Genomic DNA, 20,919 nt, shown 5'->3' with positions numbered 1-20,919 from the left:
CCGGTTTCCCGGACATCTCTTGTTTGCTTAAATTTTGAAAGCAACGACCTTCTCTTTCAATTCCTCGGCCATCCTCGCCAGTGATGAAGCAGAGGCGGTGATTTCCTCCATGGAAGCCAGCTGTTCCTCTGAAGCTGAAGCAATTTCGGCCGTACTTGTTACCGATCCTTCCGCAATACGGGTTACTTGCTCAATGGCCGCGCTCACTTGATCTACACTCGCTGCCATTTCCTCCGATACAGCGGATGCCTCTTGTATTTCGGAACTTACCATTTCTATCGACTCTAGGATGGAATCGAATGTTTTCCCAGTCTCCTCGACAAGTTTCATTCCCTCTGTCACTTCCTGGGTGCCATAGTTCATCGTATTGACCACAAGTACCGTATCATCTTGAATATCCTGAATGAGGTCAGCAATCTGCTTAGCTGACTGGCGAGATTGTTCAGCCAATTTCTTGACTTCATCAGCCACGACTGCAAAACCTTTCCCATGTTCACCGGCTCTTGCCGATTCGATAGCCGCGTTCAAGGCTAAGAGATTCGTCTGGTCGGCTATGCCCGTGATCACTTCGATGATCTTGCCAATTTCATTGGATTGATCATTCAGTTTTTTCACCACTTCATTTGATTCGTTTGTGGACGTTGAAATGGATTTCATTTGTTCAATCACTTTGTTAAGATACTCGCTACCGATATTGGCTTGTTTTGCGGCCTCCATTGCCGATTCAGTAACAGCGGAAGTCGTTAAGGCAACTTTCTTGGTACCGATGGCCATGACTTGGACACCCTTTGAACTCTCTTCTACATAGTTATTTTGAGTTTCAGCCCCACCGGCCACTTCTTGTATGGCCGTTACCACCTGTGTTGTCGCAGAATTGGTTTGTTCCGCGCTTGCCATCAGTTCCTCCGAAGAAGCAGCAACTTGATCCGTTGCAACATTCACCGTATTGATCAAACTTCGCAAATTACCTTTCATTTCATTAAAAGAGCTGGCCAATTCACCGATTTCATCCCTATTCTTCACTTTCACATCTTCTATCGTCAAATTTCCGGCTGCAATCTGTTTCGCTGCAGCTGAAACGAGCAGCACAGGTTTTGAGATGCTCCGGTTTATGATTAAAGCAATCGCCACCCCCGTGATAATGGCTAGGACGCTTATAATCAGAATAATCCTTTTCACCCCGTTAACCTGAACGGACAATTCATCACTTTTTTCTAAAAGGGCAGCCTGTTGATAATTAAATGCCTCTTCACTCACTTCATTTAATTTTATTGTAAGGGGAGCTCCTTGATTGTTCATTAAGTCGATGTATCCTTTTTTATCATCTAGATCCTTTAATTCAATTAGCTGTCCGGCCAGCGTTTCATATTCGGTAGCATAGCCATTTAGCTCGTCCAAAATTTCCTTTGCCTCGGGATCTAGACTAAGCCCACTATATGTATCGAAAGCTTGTTTGAAGGAATCCTTCGATTGTTGGAACGCTGATAAATATTTATCCGTATCATTGACCAAGTACCCTCGGAGGGCGATTTGTTCCGTGCGAATCGCATCGACCATTTTTGTCGAAAGAGAAATCTTTTTGACACGGTCTTCTATGACACTTGAATAACTATCGTCTACACTGTTGAACTGATAAAATGTTATCCCCGTTATGATAGCTAAAAGAGACAATACTCCGCAAAAGCTCCATAGTAATTTTTTCTTTACAGTCATCTTCATCTTTCCATCTCCTACTTAAGTTGCATTTTTCTATTACGCGAGTACGTGATAATGATTGTATCGGTGAAAATGCGGTTAGTTTTAGTTGGTAATTACTTACAGTCATCTCTTATATATGTGCATCTCCATCTGTCTTCCTACGTCTCGACTCAACTAGAGAAAAAAATGGCAGGAATATTAAAAATGATCCTTTACCATTATATAAAGGAAAGTAAATAACAGGAGGTATCATCCATGACAGTAATCAGTGATGTAAAAACAACCTTAGCCGGTCTAAAAAGTGCTCAAGCTAGCTTCGAAACTTTCGCCCTTTCAACTGATAACGAACAAGCGAAGCAACTCTATCAGCAAGCTGCTCAACAAGCACAGGAGATAGTTGACAACATTACTCCACGTATTAATGAAATTGAACAAGAAGAACCACAATATAAGCAATAAAAATATAAAGAGGTTGGTTGAGACAACCAACCTTTTTATATTTCTTGCTAAGACTTTTAATGACTGTCTTCTTTAATCTTATAAAAATCAATTCTCACACATTGGGGTGATTTATAATGCTGACGGGGCATCGCACATGGATTTTTGATCAAAAGCCTGTCATACTCTCCACAGGTACCATCGGTGGACCATTTGAAGCAAAAGGAATGTTAGCAGATGATTTCGATACTCTTCATTCCGACTTATGGTTGAATCAGGATTCCTATGAAAAAGCTCATAAAGTTCTTCTAGAAGAAGCAAATACAAAAGCAATTGAAAAGGCTGGCCTACAAAAAGAACAGATACAGTTCTTCCTTGGGGGCGATCTCATCAATCAAATAACACCGACAAGTTTTGCCTGCCGGACGCTTGGTACACCATACCTTGGCTTATTTGGGGCATGCTCAACTTCGATGGAAGGACTCGCTCTTGGTGCTTACCTGATCAACACAAAGGGCGCGGATTATTTATTAACCGGTGCCTCTAGTCACAACGCCGCAGTTGAAAAGCAATTTCGTTACCCAACTGAATACGGCGGTCAAAAACCGCCCACTGCACAATGGACCGTGACCGGTGCAGGCGTCGCCTTATTAAGCAGTTCCGGCACCGGCCCTCAGGTCACATCGGCAACGATCGGGCGTGTCATTGATATGGGATTAATGGACCCTTTTAACATGGGGGGAGCTATGGCCCCAGCTGCTGTTGATACGATTGAAACACACCTAAAAGAACGGAATCTCGATCCTTCTTATTATGATTTAATCGTGACGGGCGATTTAGGGAAAATCGGGCATGAGGTCTCACTTGAGATATTCAAAAAACACGGCACTCCCATCAAGGAAGAACAGTATGTTGATTGTGGGCTAATGATTTATAGAGATACCCAGCCAGTTTTGGCAGGGGCCAGCGGGCCCGGATGTTCGGCAACTGTTGTATATGGTCATCTATTAAATCGTATGAAAAAAGGAGAAATCAAACGGATGCTAGTCGTGGCTACAGGTGCCTTATTATCTCCTCTATCCTTTCAACAAAGTGAATCGATTCCATGTATTGCCCATGCCGTTTCGATTGAATATGACGCTCAGCAACAACCATAATAAATTAGGATTCAGTAGGAAAATCTGAATGGTTGAGTTTAATCCAAATGAATAAGGAGTTTTTAAGATGACTATAGCATCTGATGTTAAACAATGTGCCGCCAGTCTTAGAGGTGTAGAAGCTGGACTATCTAGCCTAGCGCTCCGAACTCAGGATGATGAATCGAAGCGGATTTTACATGAAACAATGATGAAAGTGAATGAAGTAATGAAAGATATTCAAAAGAGGGTCGGAGAGTTAGAGAGAGAAGAACCACAATATAAGGGGTTTTAAAACCCTTTATTTACAGGAGGTGCTGAATAATGCCTGAATGGTTGCAGATTGTTTTACGATCCCTATTTTTTTTAGTTGTCCTTTTTTTAATTACTAAATGGTTAGGAAAAAAACAAATATCCCAGCTTTCGTTTTTTGAATATGTCACCGGTATAACAATCGGAAACATCGGAGCGGAATTAGCCACAAAGGTAGAAGGAAACATAATGCATGGCGTCCTCTCCATTCTCGTTTTCGCATTGGCACCTTTCTTAGCTGGATTGGTTTCGATGAAAAGTAAAATTTTCCGTGATTTGGTGGAAGGGAAAGCGACGGTGTTTATTAAAGACGGAAAGATCATGGAAGACAATTTAAAAAAAGAAAAGTATACAACCGATGAATTATTGTGGTTACTTAGAAGTAAAGATGTCTTTGATGTATCCACAGTCGAGTTTGCCTTATTAGAGGCAAATGGTGATTTTTCCGTCCTGTTAAAGAAAGAAAACCAACCTCTAACGGCAAAAGATTTAAACATGACAGTTGCTTCAGTCAAGGAACCACAGACGGTCATCATGGATGGGAAGATCCTGGATGAACCGCTCTCCACCATTGGGCTAAATCGTAACTGGCTCAATGATGAACTGGATAAATCAGGAGTGCTCCTTGAAAATGTCTTTCTTGGACAAGCGAATTCGAATGGAGAGTTAACGGTTGATCTATATGACGATAAACTTAAGGTCCCTTCTCCTCAAGAAAGACCTCTAATGCTCGCGACTTTAAAAAAGTGCCAAGCAGACTTAGAGGTGTTTGCCCTCTCTACTGAATCAAAAGATGCCAAAGCGATGTATAGTAAAAATAGTGAGAAACTGCAAAAAGCCATTGATGAGGTAACCTTCATGTTGAAAAATTAATTATATTTCTTTAGGCGTAAGAGCATTCATTTTCGTACTTCCATGATGGATGTAATCACACCGATAATGACAATAGTCAGACATGAAAACAGAAAAATCTCTATTCCTAAAATAAATAAACCGGCTGATATGATTGCGGTATCAATGATGATAATGATTAAAGCAATATCCATGGAGGAGGATTTGGCAATGAATTTTGCCAACAAATCCGTTCCTCCACTGCTTGTTTCATATCTGAGCATAAGCCCTATCCCCACCCCGATAATTACCCCACCAACCAATGAACTGGTGAAAATAGAAACCGCAAATTCCCTTTTTAATGGGCTTAACCAATCCATGAAAAGAGAAGTCAATAGTAACCCATGGATGCTGCTATAGAAAAGGGAACGCTCATAACACCAGGCATATGTAAATAAAGGGATGCTAAGAACCAACATCGAAAGCCCTGTCTGAAAGTCAAAGAAGTAATGTAGAACGAGAGCGATCCCGATAATCCCACCATCTATCAAGTGATAAGGGACCAAGAATCCATTTATCCCAACACCAATCAAAAAGCTACCAACAATCACTGCCACTACTTTTTGAAAATTGATAAAACCACCTTGCTCCCTATTCGATATTCCTTAATATATGTCCAAATCTTAAGGACAAGAATGGGTAAATGAAAAAAAATCAAAAAGCAGGACCCTTATTGGATCCTGCTTCGGCATTCATTTTCTATTAAAGACAATTATTCACATTCACTTTAACTCTAATAACACAACATTTTCAACATGCGTAGTCATCGGGAACATATCAACAGGTTGGACATGAACAGCCTTATATCCGCCTTCTTCCAAAATATGAAGATCCCGGGCTAATGTTCCTGGGTTGCAAGATACATAAACGACTTTCTTCGGTTTCATCTCAATAATTGTATTTAGAAGCGTTTCTTCACAGCCCTTGCGCGGTGGGTCCATGACGATGACGTCAGCTGTATTACCTTTTTGATAGTATTCAGCAATCACGCTTCCTGCATCACCAACAACGAATTCGGCATTCGTAATCTCATTCAGTTCTGCATTGCGGCGTGCGTCTTCTATGGCTTCTTCCACCACTTCCACGCCGATGACCTTTTTCGCTTTTTGTGCCAAGAATAAGGAAATGGTACCAATGCCACAATAGGCATCAATCACGGTTTCTTCTCCCGTTAATCCAGCATACTCCAGCGCCTTGTCATAAAGGACTTTCGTTTGGTCCGGGTTGATTTGGTAGAAGGATTTAGCCGAAATCGCAAATTTCACGTCGCCAATCATGTCATAGATTACTTCGTTACCCCAAAGCACGAACATTTTTTCTCCCAAAATGACATTCGTCTTCTTCGTATTCACGTTTTGAACGATTGATTTCACCTGTGGAAGTCGGTCAGTGATTTCCTTCACGATGGTTTCGATGAATGGGATACTCCTGGTCCGTGTAACAAGCACGATCATTAGCTCACCCGTTTGTTTAGCATAACGAGCCATGATGTGACGCAAAACACCTTTATGTGTTTGCTCATTGTAAGCGGGAATTCCCAGATGACTAAAGACTTCCTTCACAACCTGAACAGCTTCGCTAATCACTTCATTCTGAATGATGCTTTCTTTTGTTTCCACAATTTCATGTGTACGTGGTTTAAAGAACCCTGCAATCAGCTTGCCATCTTTCTCCCCGACAGGCACTTGCGCTTTATTACGGTAATGGGTAGGATCTTCCATCCCAATAACCGGATAAACCGTCGCATCCTCAAGTTTTCCAATGCGGGTCATCACGTCACGCACTTGTTTTTCCTTAAACTCCAATTGACCTTCATAACTCATATGTTGCAGTTGACAGCCACCATACTTGTTATAGTCTTCAGTAGGGATCTCCACGCGATATGGACTATTTTCGATAATTTCCATCAAACGTCCGAATCCATATCCTTTATTGGCCTTCAAGACTTTAATTTTTGCTTTTTCACCAGGTAGCGCGTTCTGAACGAAGATCGGATAGCCATCAACTTTAGCTACTCCAGCACCTTCGTGCGTTAAATCTTCGAATAAAACCTCTATAATATCATTCTTATTAACAGGTGTTGTTGTTTTCATATCATCTTCTCTTTTCTTTTTTAAGCTAACCTGTATTTTACCACAAACATAGCCTTGCCACAAAATGACTCACCAATTCACGCTATTCCTCATAAAAATATAGAAAAAGAATTCCTGATTAATTCATCGTTTTGTGCATAAAACGGCGCAGGATCGAGAAAAGTAAGGAAAAGTGAATGAGGTGAAGAAATGGGTTTATTCAGCTCCATATCAGACTGGAACTCAAACAGGCTAGAAAAACATCGAGCAAGCATGGAAGAAAAAGGCCTTTGTCCAGATTGTTACGGTCGGGGATACAGCTCTTTTGTACCGACGGAGTATCATTTTTCAGATATCCACGACTGTCCCGGCTGCAATGGTTCCGGCGCATATGCCGACTGGGCTGCCATGAATGGACAGCAAACATAGAAGGGTCAATCCTTACATCTGCAAGCCTGATCCCCAGTTTATACTGGGGTTTTTTCTAGTTCCTTGACCATATAGGCAAATTCCCCGTCACTAACTCTAATCATCTTCGTCTTTTTGTATCCTAATCGTTTATAAAGACGCCCTGCATCGGGATTAACATCTTCAACAATTAATGAAATACTTGGATATCCCTTCTCTACTCCGAACGCTTCCATTTGATGAATTAAAGATGTCCCAATACCTTTGCCGCGAAAATCGGGATCCACACTTATTGTATCCAAATAGAAGTCTTCCATCTCCGCTTCTTTGTCGATGTTAATGCTTGGGTCATTCTTTTTCCTTCTTAATCGTTCCGCTATCGGTTCATCCAAGGCCACGGCATCTTTTCCATGATAGGCGATGATCAATCCAGCCACTTGCCCATCCTGTTCATACACCAACGTATTTTCATAACTCATTCTGTTTCCACTGCTTCTGAAAAAATCCCCAAGAACAGCAAGTATTTTTTCTTCCTTCGTTTCACCGGTAAGTGTTTCGGCTATTTCCTTGATGGCAAAACGTATTAATATTGCTGCCTTTTCTGCGTCTTCTTTAGTTGCTCTTCTGATAGTCACGTTCCTCAATCTCCTTACTAGAATAAAATGAAAAGGCCACTCAATGTGAAGTGACCTTTATTGATTATTTATTTTCCGGGTCATCCGCCAAAATGCCTTGTGGAATGAAAACATCGAAATGACGATACTGGTTAACGAATTCAGCTGGTGCCATACCACCGAATTCCCCATCTAGGTTGAGCATCATTTCTTTTTTTGATGTAATTTTGATTCTATTGGCTTTTACATAGATGACATTTCTATCATGGATATGTTCTCCGCGCATGGCCAACGTAACAATGCGGACGATATCTGCAAGATTTGCTTTTTTCAATATTAGCAGCGTGAACATCCCATCATTGAGCGATGCATCTGGTGCCAATTTTTCAAAACCGCCGACAGAGTTCGTGTTAGCTACTAAAAACAACATGATTTCGCCTTCAAAAAGCTTTCCATCATATTCTATCGACACTTCCGTCGGTTTGATGGAAGGCAACATCTCGATTCCTTTAATATAGTAGGCCAGCTGTCCCAGCATTGTTTTGAGCTTGATTGGTACATCGTAAGTTAATTCGGTCAATCGTCCTCCGCCTGCAATATTGATGAAGTACTTCTCATTCATCTTTCCAATATCAATCGGCATCGTATGCCCATTGGCAATGATATCGGCTGCGCCCTCAATGGATTTCGGTAAATGCAATGCCCGTGCAAAATCATTCGTTGTTCCCGTCGGAATGATTCCTAATTTCGGGCGTTTTTCTGCATCGGCAAGTCCGTTTACCACCTCATAGATTGTACCATCTCCGCCCGCTGCGATAACGATATCATATCCGCGTTCGATGGCAATTTTGGCAGCGTTCGTTGCATCACCAGCACCGGTAGTTGCATGTGTCGAAGCCTCGTATCCAGCTGCCTCTAGCTTGGCGAGCACCGCTGGTAAACTTTTCTTGATGGCTTCCCGTCCTGATGTCGGGTTATAAATTAACCTCGCTCTTTTCATTTCCCATCATCCTTATACGTATTGATTCCATAAGTTACATAATAATCCTTCACTTCACGAAAAGCAATTTCCCTCAAAAAAAAGGACCGTAAGCTGGCCCATCCTTATTTATTCATATCTGCTATCTTATCAGAGAAATTATATAGCTTTTTATGAATTTATTCTAGTATCTAGTCTTAATTAATGATACCGAACGTTCACGTTATAAGAATCTGAAATCGTCAAGGTATGACGTCCTTTGCCAAATTTCAACGTACCATTCTTTACGTCGCTATCTTCATCATCTTCCGTCTTCACGCTGACAGATTTCCAGCTATCTTTTGGCCCTTCCAGCTCTTCGACTCCAAATGCCTGTATCGTTATATCGCTTTTTTCCTGTAGATAGACAGTAAGAGAACCTGCATCATCTACATTCCAATCGTTAACTAGTTCTCTCGGCTTTAAAGTGAGGTCTGTGTCTTTTCCCTCGACTTCCAAAGCCAGGTCGGCAGGTATGATGAGCGTTGCTTCAAGGTTCATCCTATCTCCACCCAGCAGTCCATTTTGAACGGGGAGATCTTTCAAACTGATATAAAGTGTATCGCCTTTCCTTTCCACCATTAGATAGTCTTCAGCCTCTTTTAATAGTGACTCACTATCTTCCATTACACGTTCATCGTACGTGCCAAAAATGGAAACATTCTCATTGCTCCCTCCTTCAACCGTTAGAGGGTAGTATCCCGGATCCAATACGACCCGCTGAATTTTTTTCCCGGCTTTTTCATTGAAGCCAGGCAAATCGACGGTTTTTTCCTCGCTTTTCACCGCTGCCGTCACCTGTTCCATCACGCCGCTTGATGTTAGCAAAAGTAAAGCAATGCCCATCATTCCAAGCAGTCCTACAAAAATGATACTAATAAAATCATATTTTACGAAAGAACTCTCTTTCCTTGAATAATAGATATAAAAGAGGATCTCGCCTCCTAAAATGATGAAAAGAAGCGGCCACCAGGATAAAAGGATCGTCGTCAAACTCATATCTGAAATCTGTGAAAGCAACAAAAGTACGCCTAACCCGATTAGGGCCACACCCATTGACACCGTCCCAACTCTCCATGTTCTCATTTTGTTTCCCCCCTAACTTTCTCTTTCTTACTTCCAGACAGCAATTTGATTCCGCCGCCTATTAATAGGACACATACAATCCCTTTTTGAAAATAATCCCTAAACCAATACTCAAAGTTATCCCCTAGCCATTGCTGTAAATAGGGAGCTGCTGCGGGTACTATGATATTGCTCGCGAAGAAATAAACGCCTATAGCCACCAACCCATATCCGAACCACTTTTGTTGATGGGCAATGCCTGTAATGATTGGCGTGTCCACCAGTGGTCCTTCATCCATTTTGGATGCTTTTTGCAAGCCATCAAAAAAGCTATAAAACCAAATGATGGGAATCAGAAAGAAGAAAAAACCCAATCGAAGTAAATCCAGGATATAGATGGCGAATAAGAATCCCGCCATTAATTGGATTCCACGTTTTTGTAAGCCCAAATATAAGTGGCCTGCACCTGGGAATACAGAGAACAATGTGGCAACCGATTTACTCTTCTTGCCAGATTCCCTTCTCTCTTCCAAATCTTCTAAAACCGAACGATCAACCAGCTCTTCCCCTTTTTGCTTTTTGTTCAGCTGTTGGATGCCATCAAAAAAGCTGTACACCCAAATCACCGGTAAAAGGGCCATGAATATCAACAAGCCATCTATATGGGTCATTGCCGTTATGAATATCACCATAACGCCGAGCCCCAGGAACCCAATCAAAAACGTGAGCCCGCGATTCATGAGACCGAGCTGAAAATGGCCCAGGCCCGGTACGAATGACAGGACGATCACATAGAACCTTTCGGCCTCAGGCTGAACCATGCTACTGCCTTCCGAGCCTGATTTAATGTTTGCCCCTCTTAAAGAAGTGATCACCAAATCAAAAATGCTGATGAGGTACACGAAGACTCCCAAAATCGAAATAGCAAGGAAACCATCATCTTGACTGACCACGGCTAGTAGGATCCCGATAGCCCCCAATCCTACCGTAGCCAAAAAATAAAATAGCCCTTTGAAGATCCTGCCCAAGTAGAAATGGCCGGCCCCGGGGAAAAACGACAATATAAAGGCTAACACCGGACTTTTATTCATATTTAAACCCCTCCTTATTTTTCTTTTCGATATCATCCATCCAGTTAAATGTTTTATCAATCAGTCCGTCTGTTACCGGCGGCGTTTCTTTTATAGCCCCAGACTCCACATTATCGACGTATTTAGTCAAAGAGTGAAACGCTCCACTCGCCATCAGTAACACAGTAAAGCCTGCGGCAATCAAATAGTGTTTTGTAATGGTCCTCATTGAACGGGTGTTCTTTGTTTCATCCTCTGCGGATGGCACGGTTTTGAGTGCTGCAATCGTGTTCATCACGCTATCCGCGATATCCAGTTCCTCGTTAGGCCGAACACTTTCCTCTCTTTCTAGCGCTTCCATATAATGCGTTAAACAATCGTCACAGGAGTACAGATGATTTTCATATTCTACTTTTAGAGCATCCGGGATTTCATCTGCGATATACGCAGTCCACTCTGTTACAGAAACATGTTTCATGAAAAATCCTCCTCTTTCCAATGTTTTTTCATCCAATTTCTTGCCCGGTACAGCTTTACTTCAACCGATTTCACTTGGATTTGCTGTTCCTCGGCAATTTGTTGATAGGTTTTTTCCTTTATGTAAAAGTCGTGCACCACTTCACGGTATCCAGCTGGAAGGTCATCAAGTTTTTGTAGCACCAGTTTTCTTCTTTCATTCTGGAAGAATAGTGCCTCAACATCTTCGGATAAACCTAGATGCCCCTCTGATGGCTGTTCCTCATGCGATACTTCCTTTTTCCGGTCTCTTTTCCGCTTCAAGTCTATCGCATGATTGACGGCTATTCGCGTCATCCACGTTTTGAACCCTTGATTTTGATATTGGGGAAGAGAAGTGTAGATTTTGATGAAGACTTCCTGTGTGGCATCTTCAGCATCCTTTTGATTGTGCAGGACGGAATAAACCGTCCTGAAAACCGATTCTTTATACGTTTCAATCAAAATGCGGAAAGCATGATCATTCCCACTTCTTACCTTCTCCACTAACGCATCTGTCACTTCTCTCCCCCCTTTCATTTAAGCTTTCATGTTATAGACGAGACAAAAAGGAGTTATCCCTACAGATAACTCCTAAATAAATTTTTTCTGCATGTACTATTCTCCATGAGAAAACCGTACCACCCGGAAGTGATACGGCCATCGATTAGCGTTTATTGATTTCTTCAATCAAGATTTTATTTACAAGTTGTGGATTGGCTTGTCCTTTTGTCGCTTTCATGATTTGTCCGACAAGGAATCCAATAGCTTTTTGTTTACCCGCTTTAAAGTCTTCAATCGATTGAGGGTTATTATTCAAGGCTTCCTCAACAGCTGTCTTTAACGCACCTTCGTCAGAAATCTGGACAAGTCCTTTTTCCTTAACGATAGCTTCAGCGTCACCGCCGTTTTCAATCAATTCCTTGAATACCTTTTTCGCGATTTTAGAAGAAATTGTGCCATCTTTGATAAGTTTGATCATGCCTGCCAATGACTCGGCAGTCAATGCCACATCGTGAAGTTCTTTTCCTTCAGCATTCAAGAATGCAGAAACTTCACCCATGATCCAGTTTGACGCCAGTTTTGCATCCGCACCTGCTGCAACCGATGCTTCAAAGAAATCAGCCATTTCTTTTGTTACGGTAAGAACAGCTGCATCATACTCCGGTAAGCCAAACTCTTCAGCATAACGCTTTTTCCGTGCATCCGGCAGTTCAGGAATTTCCGCAGCAATGCGCGCTTTCCATTCCTCATCGATATGGATCGTCAATAAGTCCGGTTCCGGGAAGTAACGATAATCATCAGAACCCTCTTTGACACGCATCAGAACCGTTCTGCCAGTAGCCTCATCGAAACGGCGTGTTTCTTGTTCAATGACGCCACCTTCATTCAATATTTCGGCTTGGCGGATTTCCTCATGCTCAAGTCCTTTACGAACGAAGTTGAACGAGTTCAAGTTCTTCAGTTCGGTTTTCGTACCGAATTCCTTTTGACCAACCGGTTTCAAGGAAATGTTCGCGTCACAACGAAGTGAGCCTTCTTCCATTTTACAATCACTGACACCCGTGTATTGTATGATGGATTTCAACTTTTCAAGATAAGCATAGGCCTCTTCTGGAGAAGTGATATCCGGCTCGGATACGATTTCAACAAGTGGTGTACCTTGGCGGTTATAGTCACATAGAGAATGGTTGCCTTTATGCGTAAGTTTCCCTGCATCTTCTTCCATATGGATACGGGTAATGCCGATTTTCTTTTTCTTTCCGCCGACTTCGATTTCAATCCATCCATGTTCCCCGATTGGTTGATCAAATTGTGAAATTTGATAGGCTTTCGGATTATCTGGATAAAAATAATTTTTACGGTCGAATTTCGTAATCTCTGCGATTTCACAATTCAGCGCGATGGCTGCCTTCATTGCAAAATCAACAGCCTTTTTATTGACGACTGGCAGCACCCCAGGATAACCAAGATCAATGACAGTCGTATTGCTATTTGGAGAAGCACCGAAATGATTCGGGCTGCTTGAGAAAATTTTTGAATCTGTCTTTAATTCTACGTGTACTTCTAGACCAATTACCGTTTCAAAGTCCATTTATTTCACCCCTTACAGCTTAGGAAATTGTTTATGAAAATCTGTTGCTTGCTCAAAAGCGTGAGCTGCGCGATAAATCGTGCTTTCATCAAAATGTTTCCCGATCATTTGTAGACCAAGTGGTAGACCGTTAGCCGCGAATCCGCATGGTACCGAAATGCCTGGTACACCCGCAAGGTTGACTGGAATCGTCAAAATATCATTCGCATACATCGTTAATGGATCATCGACTTTCTCACCGATTTTGAATGCTGGTGTAGGCGTGGTTGGTCCCACGATGACATCATATTTTTCGAATACATCTTCAAAGTCTTTTTTGATTAATGTACGGACTTTTTGAGCTTTTTTATAATAAGCATCATAATAGCCGGAGCTTAAGGAGAACGTTCCAAGCATGATACGGCGTTTAACTTCATCACCGAAACCTTCCGCACGTGTTTGCTTGTACATTTCGATTAGCGTTTCGGCATTATCCGTACGGTGGCCATAACGAACCCCGTCAAAACGAGAAAGGTTGGCAGACGCTTCAGATGAAGAAAGCAGGTAGTAGGCTGCTAGAGCGTATTTGGAATGCGGCAATGAAACCTCTTCCCATTCTGCTCCAAGTCCTTCTAATACTTTTAAGGCTTCAAGCACGGAGTTGCGTGCCTCTTCCCCAACGCCTTCACCAAGATATTCCTTTGGCACGGCAATTTTCAATCCTTTAACATCGCCTGTTAATGAATTCACAAAACTTGGCACATCCACGTTAGCCGATGTGGAATCCATTGGATCGACACCAGAAATCGCTTCAAGTAAATATGCATTATCTTCAACCGTTCTTGTAATCGGACCAATTTGGTCTAATGAAGAAGCAAATGCCACAAGCCCAAAACGGGATACCCGTCCATATGTAGGTTTTAAGCCAACGACTCCGCAATAAGCAGCTGGTTGGCGAATCGAACCACCTGTATCCGAACCTAATGAGAACAGGACTTCACCAGCAGCGACAGAGGCAGCAGAACCGCCTGAAGACCCACCTGGTACATAATCCGTATTCCATGGATTGCGAGTCGCCTTATAAGCTGAATTCTCATTTGAAGATCCCATCGCGAATTCATCCATGTTCAACTTACCAATCGTCACTGTTTCAGCACTTTGTAATTTTTGAACGGCAGTGGCATCATATATTGGATTGAAGTTCTCCAATATTTTACTTGCACATGTAGTCCGTAAATTTTTTGTGACAATATTATCTTTTACACCAATCGGCATACCGAACAAGACGCCTTGACTCTCGCCTTTAGCTAATTGGTCATCCATTTTTTTTGCTTGGTTGCGGGCGTTTTCTTCATCTAATGTTAAAAATGCCTGTACCTTGTCTTCTACCTGTCCGATCCGTTCATACGATTCGTTAACAAGATCAGTAACACTGATTTCTTTATTATGTAAACGTTCATGAAGCTCGGAAACCTTTTGTTCGAACAACGACATCATTGTCCCTCCTTATTCCATTATAGATGGTACGCGGATATAACCATCTTTGCTATCTGGTGCATTCTTGACTACTTCTTCCACCGGTAGTCCTGGTTTCGCTACATCTTCACGCATTACATTTTTCATATCCAAAACGTGAGAAGTCGGTTTTACCTGGTCTGTATCAAGTTCATTCAACTGTTCAGCAAATGAAATCATTTGATCAAGCTGATGTTGGAATTTTTCTGCTTCTTCTTCCGTAATTGCCAAACGTGCCAAATGGGCAACGTGCTTAACTTGGTCCATAGTTATACGTGACATTCTCTTCACCTCCAAAATATCCAAAGCCACTGAATCTAGTCGCTTTTCTCCAGAAAATCATCGTTTAAATCATATCAAACTATTACACAGTAAAGCAACAAGAGTTGCAATGTCGAATTTCAAAATTTTCAAAGGAAAAAGTAGTATTTTCCGGGAAATATGAGAATGCTGTCGGAAATTCCCTGGCGGAATTCCAAGATACCTCGTATCTCTCCAGAACCCCTTACTAATCATGAAAGAAGATGGGGCCATATCAGGCTCCATCTCCTCCTTTTCCTTTATTCGTATATATGCACAGTCGGTTCGTCTTGATTTGCCTGACGGACGATGAGTGCTTCTGGTCCGTTGACCGAAGTAATTGATACTTGCACGGAAATATACTTTGGAAAACGTTCCATCACGAGACCCGCTACATATTGAGTGAAGCCGATAGCTTCGGAATTCCCATAGAATTGAATGGGTATGTCGATGTTCAACTTCTGTAATTGGTTGTCCATATAAAAGGCCCGGCCTATTACGCCATTGAAGTTAGGGAAATACTCTTCGACATCCTCTTTGAAATTGGTGAAGGTGTTGACGTCGTCCCTATATTTTTTTTCTGCTTTTGTCGAAGGGAATAGGTAGTATTTTTCATCTACACTGTTCCATTTCTTGATTTCATTAGAGCTTTTTTCGATATTCGTATAGGATATGAAATTCCCAGGGACGACGGAAGATTTCTCGTTCTGTTCGAAAAGGGCAATCGTAATCGGCACATTCTTTAATTTTTCCGTTTTACGTAATCGTTTCAGGACTTCTTCCGCGATTTGTTCTCCTTCTCTTTTCAGTTCCTTACTATCTATTTTGGTTTCATACGTGGCACCGTATGCTTCTTTTTGATAATAATGAACCGAATTCAAGGCAAGGCCGATGACGACACCGCCAAGGCTGACTTTATTATCTTCCGTTTTCGTCAAGTAATTATGTTCCAGAATATGAGCTAGATAGATTGGGTTTTCTTCATTCCGTTTATCAATGTCGCCCTTACCTGTATCTACAGGGTTCAAGCCTAGATTCTCACTGGCTTTCAAGTCTTTTTCTTTCAACTGGCTTTTTGTGTATTTTCTGTTCAGCCAAGATGAAATCGTCGAACTGTCAAGCATTTGTCCTTCTTGGAACAAATAATCGTCTGGATTAAACTGATTTTGCGCCAATCGCATAAGTCCGTTTTCAAATTCTTCTATATCGTATCGAGTGTTTAAATTCGATACAACCAAACCGCGGGCCTTTGATGGCTCAAATGGAAGAATCGTTTGATAATATTCATCCGAAATTTTGTATTTCGGAATGATTGCTGTCTCCTCTTTGTCCTTGGAATCTTTCACTACCTCTTGCTCATCATCGAAACTTGGTGCACAACCAGCAAGCAGTAGGATAAGAAGCATTCCCAAAATGGAGTGTTTCCTCATAGCCTACACCTCTTATTTAGTAAATTCCTCGATTAGTCTCTCTTCATCCCACACTAGAACACCTAAGCTCTCTGCCTTTTCAAGCTTTGATCCAGCATCTTCGCCTGCCACAACCAAATCAGTCTTCTTGCTGACACTTCCAGCGACGTTGGCACCTAGTGCTTCTAATTTCTCTTTTGCTTCATTGCGTGTAAGCTGATGTAGTTTCCCGGTCAAAACAACCGTTTTCCCTGCAAATATAGAATCGATTTCTTCCACTGGAATGGCTCTAGCCCCTTTATAGGCCAGATTCACACCCGCTGATTTCAACTCCTCTAGCAACGCATGAACTTCTTCTTGCTCAAAATACGCAACGATTGAATCGGCCATTTTTTCACCGATTTCGTTGATTCCCGTTAATTGTTCGCGGCTTGCCTTGCTCAGGGCATCCATGGTGCCGAACTCCCGTGCTAGCGTCTTCGCGGCTTTCGAACCGACATGTCGGATACCAAGACCGAATAACAACTTTTCAAGTGAATTGCTTTTGGATGCCTCTATCGCTTGAAGCAACTTATTGACGGATTTTTCCCCCATCCGTTCCAATTCAATGACTTGATCATACGTAAGTTTATATATATCGGCTACATCGTGTATCAGTTCTTCCTTGAAAAGCTGGCTGATGACCTTTTCACCCATACTGTCGATATTCATGGCAGTACGTGATACAAAGTGAATTAACCCTTCACGAATCTGAGCGGGACATTTAGGGTTGATGCAACGCAGGGCCACTTCCCCTTCAAGTCTCACGAGCTCACTTTCACATTCAGGGCATTCAGTCGGCATCTGGAATTCTACTTCTTCACCTGTACGGCGTTCCACTAGTACATTGACGACCTCTGGTATAATATCGCCTGCCTTTTTTACGACCACTTGGTCTCCAATCCGAATATCTTTCTCCCGGATTAAATCTTCATTATGTAGTGAAGCCCGTTGAACGGTAGAGCCCGCGACTCTGACAGGATCCAACACAGCCGTTGGCGTCAAAACACCCGTACGACCAACATTCAGTTCAATGGATCGTAGCGTCGTGACCACTTCTTCTGCCGGGAACTTGTAGGCGATTGCCCATCTTGGGCTTTTGGCCGTGAATCCCAATTCATCCTGTTGTTCAAGTGAATCGACTTTTACGACAATCCCATCGATATCATACGCCAAGTTTGGACGCTGTTCTGTCCAATTTTCGATATAGGCGAGTACCTCATCTATATTCGAACAGGTCTTTCGTTCTTTATTCGTCTTAAATCCTAGTTCGTCCAGTAAATCGAGCGCTTCACCATGGGAACCAACCCCAGTTTCTCCTAAATCGGCAATGGCGTAAAGAAAAATGTCCAGATTCCGCTTTGCCGCAAGCTTGGGATCAAGCTGCCTTAAAGAACCAGCTGCTGCATTACGAGGATTCGCAAACGGTTCTTCCCCACGTTCTTCTTTCGCCGCATTCAACCCTTCAAAGGATCTCTTCGGCATGAATGCCTCTCCACGGACTTCGATTCCGATTGGTTTCCTGATCTTCAATGGAATGGATTTGATTGTTTTCAGGTTCTCGGTGATATCTTCACCAATCGTTCCATCCCCCCGGGTCGCCCCTTTTATGAAGTAACCATTTTCATATTGAAGAGTGACGGCCAATCCATCGATTTTCAACTCACATACATAGGAATAATTCTCCCCAACGGCCTGACGGACCTTTCTATCAAAATCACGTAGATCATCTTCATTGAAGGCATTGCCCAAGCTAAGCATGGGTGTTGTGTGCTCCACTTTTTCAAACATATCCAGGATGGCCCCGCCGACACGCTGCGTTGGAGAATCAGGAGTCTTCAACTCGGGGAATTTTTCCTCAAGCTCGATGAGATCGCGTAAAAGTCGGTCATATTCGGCATCCGGCACAGAAGGTTGATCCAGCACATAGTATTCATAACTGTATTGATTTAATAGTGTTTGTAATTCAAGGACACTTTTCTTTGCAGCTTGTATATCCATACATTCAATCCTTTCTAAAGAAACCCGGTCGCCTTCTTTATGAGAAGGCGACGTACATGCAGGTAACTTTATCCTTTGCCAGTAGGCGTATATTCATAGCTTAAACTTTTTCGATTGGTGCAAACTTCGCCAACAAACGCTTGATTCCGGTCGGACTAGGAAATGCGATATCCAATTCTTTTCCTTCGCCTTCCCCTTTTACACTGACTACCGTTCCGACACCCCATTTTTTATGGGAAGCCTTATCACCGACAGCCCAGCCTATTTCTTCACCGCCTGTTGCAGATGGGGCAGAAACAGCACGTCCGAAGCTAGGTGTTTTTCTAGCATGGGTAGGTGCAGTAGAACCTGTCCTCGCCGAAGAACTGAATGAAGTTTGCTTAGACTTGGGAGCGGGTTTCGGTTTTAAATCTTCCAGAAGTTCTGCCGGGATTTCCGAAATGAAACGGGACACTGGATTCATGTTCGTGCGTCCGTAAAGTGTCCGCATTTGGGCATTGCTTAAAAACAATTCGTTTTCAGCCCTTGTAATGCCCACGTAGGCAAGACGGCGTTCTTCTTCCATCTCTTCCTCATCCATGAGGGAGCGGCTATGTGGGAATACCCCTTCTTCAAGCCCAAGTAAAAAGACGACCGGATATTCGAGGCCCTTCGCAGAATGGAGCGTCATCAGCGTTACCGCATCGTTAGCGTCTTCTGGGTTTTCATCTAGTTTATCGATATCGGCCACCAACGCCAAATCCGTTAAAAAGCCCACTAATGATTTATCTTCACTATTACTTTCAAATGCTTTCGTCACGGATAGAAACTCATCAATATTTTCTAGGCGGCTTTGTGATTCAATCGTTTTTTCAGCCCTTAACATTTCACGGTATCCCGTTTTTTCGATGACTTCTTCTACCAATTCCGTAACGGACAAAAATTCCTGCTGATTCGTATAATTCGTAATCAACGTATGGAATTCACGGGCTGCTTTCGTCGCCTTCCCGCTAATCCCGATCATTTCTATCGACTCGAGCGCTTTATAAATGGAAATATCATATTGATTGGCGTAATCCGCCACCTTATCCATCGATGTTGCGCCAATGCCGCGTTTTGGAACATTGATTACACGGCGCAGGCTAATATCATCGTCAGGATTGGCGATGAGCCGTAGATAAGCAAGCAGGTCCTTGATCTCTTTACGATCATAGAACTTGGTGCCGCCGACAATGGCATAGTTGATGTTTGACTTAAGCAGCACTTCCTCCATTACCCGGGACTGTGCGTTTGTCCGATACAGGATTGCTATATCAGAATACTTTCTTTCGCCTTTTAGCGTTAATTCATTTATTTTCCCTGCTACGAATTGTGCTTCACCTTGCTCATTGTCTGCCCTGAAATAAGATAACTTATTACCCGCTACGTTCTCTGTCCATAGATTCTTCGGCTTACGGTTTTGGTTATTATCAATGACCTTATTGGCCGCTTCAAGGATTTTTTTCGTTGAACGGTAATTCTGTTCAAGGAAAATCATCGTAGCATTCGGATAATCCTTTTCAAAAGAAAGGATATTGGCTATATCCGCACCGCGCCACCGATAGATTGACTGATCCGAATCCCCTACAACGCATAGATTACGAAAACGTGAGGCAAGTAGTTTAACAAGCATATATTGGGCACGGTTGGTATCTTGATACTCATCGACATGGATATATTGAAACTTGCGTTGATAGTATTCCAAAACTTCCGGAACTATCTGGAATAATTGGATCGTCATCATGATCAAATCATCAAAATCAAGTGCTGAGTTTTTCCGTAACCTTTTTTGGTATTCCGTATAGACATCCGCCGTGATTTTTGTGAAAAAGTCCGATGCGGTTTTTTGGTATTCTTCCGGACCGACCAATTCATTTTTCGCCGAGCTGATACTTCCAAGGATAGCCCGATAATCATATTTCTTTGGATCCAGATTGCGGTCTTTCAGGATTTGCTTAACGACTGATTGCTGATCTGTCGTGTCTAAAATGGAGAAGTTCCGGTTAAAACCCATCCGGTCGATATCTCTTCGTAAAATCCGGACACACATGGAGTGAAATGTCGAAATCCAAATGTCCTCGGATGCTCCACCTAGAATCGCCCGGATTCTTTCTTTCATTTCTCGGGCCGCTTTGTTGGTAAACGTAATGGCAAGGATATTCCAAGGAGCGATTTCTTTCTCCACCATCAAGTATGCGATCCTATGTGTTAGAACACGGGTCTTTCCACTACCTGCACCAGCCATGATCAATAGTGGGCCATCCGTTGCTTTTACTGCTTTTTGTTGTTGTTCATTCAAACCCGTTAGTAATTTTTCCGCTAAATATTGCATCATTACACCGCCTG

General features: G+C 42.5%; 19 protein-coding genes. 4 read left to right on the top strand and 15 right to left on the bottom strand.

Annotated features, from left to right (window positions below):
* Positions 1–27: 27 nt before the first annotated feature.
* Entirely contained in the window at positions 28–1,719 is a 1,692-nt protein-coding gene (locus tag ACIQXH_RS15210; protein WP_403124329.1) for a methyl-accepting chemotaxis protein, read from the bottom strand.
* 234 nt (positions 1,720–1,953) lie between these two features.
* Here ACIQXH_RS15210 and ACIQXH_RS15205 point away from each other — a divergent pair, with 234 nt between their 5' ends.
* The 4 genes from ACIQXH_RS15205 to ACIQXH_RS15190 all read left to right on the top strand — a co-directional run bounded on the left by ACIQXH_RS15205 (position 1,954) and on the right by ACIQXH_RS15190 (position 4,457).
* Entirely contained in the window at positions 1,954–2,157 is a 204-nt protein-coding gene (locus ACIQXH_RS15205; RefSeq protein WP_402872198.1) for a DUF1657 domain-containing protein, read from the top strand.
* 116 nt (positions 2,158–2,273) lie between these two features.
* Positions 2,274–3,293: a stage V sporulation protein AD gene (spoVAD, locus tag ACIQXH_RS15200; protein ID WP_403124326.1), complete on the top strand. Its 1,020-nt coding sequence runs from the start codon at positions 2,274–2,276 to the stop codon at positions 3,291–3,293.
* Positions 3,294–3,360: 67 nt separating this feature from the next.
* A complete protein-coding gene (locus ACIQXH_RS15195) occupies positions 3,361–3,567 on the top strand; it encodes a DUF1657 domain-containing protein (RefSeq protein WP_403124323.1) in 207 nt (68 codons plus the stop codon).
* Positions 3,568–3,596: 29 nt separating this feature from the next.
* On the top strand, positions 3,597–4,457 hold the full coding sequence (locus ACIQXH_RS15190) for a DUF421 domain-containing protein (protein WP_403124320.1): 861 nt from the start codon (positions 3,597–3,599) through the stop codon (positions 4,455–4,457).
* A gap of 26 nt (positions 4,458–4,483) precedes the next feature.
* On the opposite strand, the gene ACIQXH_RS15185 is transcribed toward ACIQXH_RS15190, so the two are convergent.
* The 14 genes from ACIQXH_RS15185 to pcrA all read right to left on the bottom strand — a co-directional run bounded on the left by ACIQXH_RS15185 (position 4,484) and on the right by pcrA (position 20,905).
* A complete protein-coding gene (locus tag ACIQXH_RS15185; protein ID WP_403079996.1) occupies positions 4,484–5,026 on the bottom strand; it encodes a YitT family protein in 543 nt (180 codons plus the stop codon).
* 171 nt (positions 5,027–5,197) lie between these two features.
* On the bottom strand, positions 5,198–6,568 hold the full coding sequence (gene rlmD, locus ACIQXH_RS15180; RefSeq protein ID WP_402872214.1) for a 23S rRNA (uracil(1939)-C(5))-methyltransferase RlmD: 1,371 nt from the start codon (positions 6,566–6,568) through the stop codon (positions 5,198–5,200).
* Positions 6,569–7,014: 446 nt separating this feature from the next.
* The gene (locus ACIQXH_RS15175; RefSeq protein WP_402872217.1) at positions 7,015–7,590 is read right to left on the bottom strand and encodes a GNAT family N-acetyltransferase; all 576 of its coding nucleotides are present in this window, start codon (positions 7,588–7,590) and stop codon (positions 7,015–7,017) included.
* Between the two features lie 64 nt (positions 7,591–7,654).
* Entirely contained in the window at positions 7,655–8,569 is a 915-nt protein-coding gene (locus ACIQXH_RS15170; RefSeq protein ID WP_402872220.1) for a diacylglycerol kinase, read from the bottom strand.
* 180 nt (positions 8,570–8,749) lie between these two features.
* Positions 8,750–9,673, bottom strand: a complete 924-nt coding sequence (locus tag ACIQXH_RS15165) for a LiaI-LiaF-like domain-containing protein (RefSeq protein WP_403124316.1) — start codon at positions 9,671–9,673, stop codon at positions 8,750–8,752.
* On the bottom strand, positions 9,670–10,743 hold the full coding sequence (locus ACIQXH_RS15160) for an NINE protein (protein ID WP_402872225.1): 1,074 nt from the start codon (positions 10,741–10,743) through the stop codon (positions 9,670–9,672). The genes ACIQXH_RS15165 and ACIQXH_RS15160 overlap by 4 nt, the downstream gene beginning before the upstream one ends.
* A complete protein-coding gene (locus ACIQXH_RS15155) occupies positions 10,736–11,200 on the bottom strand; it encodes an anti-sigma factor (RefSeq protein WP_403124313.1) in 465 nt (154 codons plus the stop codon). Before ACIQXH_RS15155 ends, ACIQXH_RS15160 begins: the two co-directional genes overlap by 8 nt.
* Entirely contained in the window at positions 11,197–11,739 is a 543-nt protein-coding gene (locus tag ACIQXH_RS15150; RefSeq protein ID WP_402958612.1) for a sigma-70 family RNA polymerase sigma factor, read from the bottom strand. The genes ACIQXH_RS15155 and ACIQXH_RS15150 overlap by 4 nt, the downstream gene beginning before the upstream one ends.
* A 145-nt stretch (positions 11,740–11,884) precedes the next feature.
* On the bottom strand, positions 11,885–13,312 hold the full coding sequence (gatB, locus tag ACIQXH_RS15145; protein ID WP_402872234.1) for an Asp-tRNA(Asn)/Glu-tRNA(Gln) amidotransferase subunit GatB: 1,428 nt from the start codon (positions 13,310–13,312) through the stop codon (positions 11,885–11,887).
* Positions 13,313–13,324: 12 nt separating this feature from the next.
* Entirely contained in the window at positions 13,325–14,785 is a 1,461-nt protein-coding gene (gene gatA / locus ACIQXH_RS15140) for an Asp-tRNA(Asn)/Glu-tRNA(Gln) amidotransferase subunit GatA (RefSeq protein ID WP_403124308.1), read from the bottom strand.
* Between the two features lie 12 nt (positions 14,786–14,797).
* Entirely contained in the window at positions 14,798–15,088 is a 291-nt protein-coding gene (gatC, locus tag ACIQXH_RS15135; protein WP_402872241.1) for an Asp-tRNA(Asn)/Glu-tRNA(Gln) amidotransferase subunit GatC, read from the bottom strand.
* Positions 15,089–15,366: 278 nt separating this feature from the next.
* A complete protein-coding gene (locus tag ACIQXH_RS15130) occupies positions 15,367–16,536 on the bottom strand; it encodes a CamS family sex pheromone protein (protein WP_402872244.1) in 1,170 nt (389 codons plus the stop codon).
* Positions 16,537–16,548: 12 nt separating this feature from the next.
* Positions 16,549–18,555: an NAD-dependent DNA ligase LigA gene (ligA, locus tag ACIQXH_RS15125; protein WP_403124304.1), complete on the bottom strand. Its 2,007-nt coding sequence runs from the start codon at positions 18,553–18,555 to the stop codon at positions 16,549–16,551.
* Positions 18,556–18,655: 100 nt separating this feature from the next.
* Entirely contained in the window at positions 18,656–20,905 is a 2,250-nt protein-coding gene (gene pcrA / locus ACIQXH_RS15120) for a DNA helicase PcrA (protein WP_402872252.1), read from the bottom strand.
* Positions 20,906–20,919 lie beyond the last annotated feature (14 nt).

It is taken from the genome of Peribacillus sp. NPDC097225 (genome assembly GCF_044761955.1).
Classification (GTDB): Bacteria; Bacillota; Bacilli; order Bacillales; family DSM-1321; genus Peribacillus.
The sequence above is the reverse complement of the archived record's forward strand: the minus strand, read 5'-3'. Positions and strand labels throughout refer to the sequence as shown.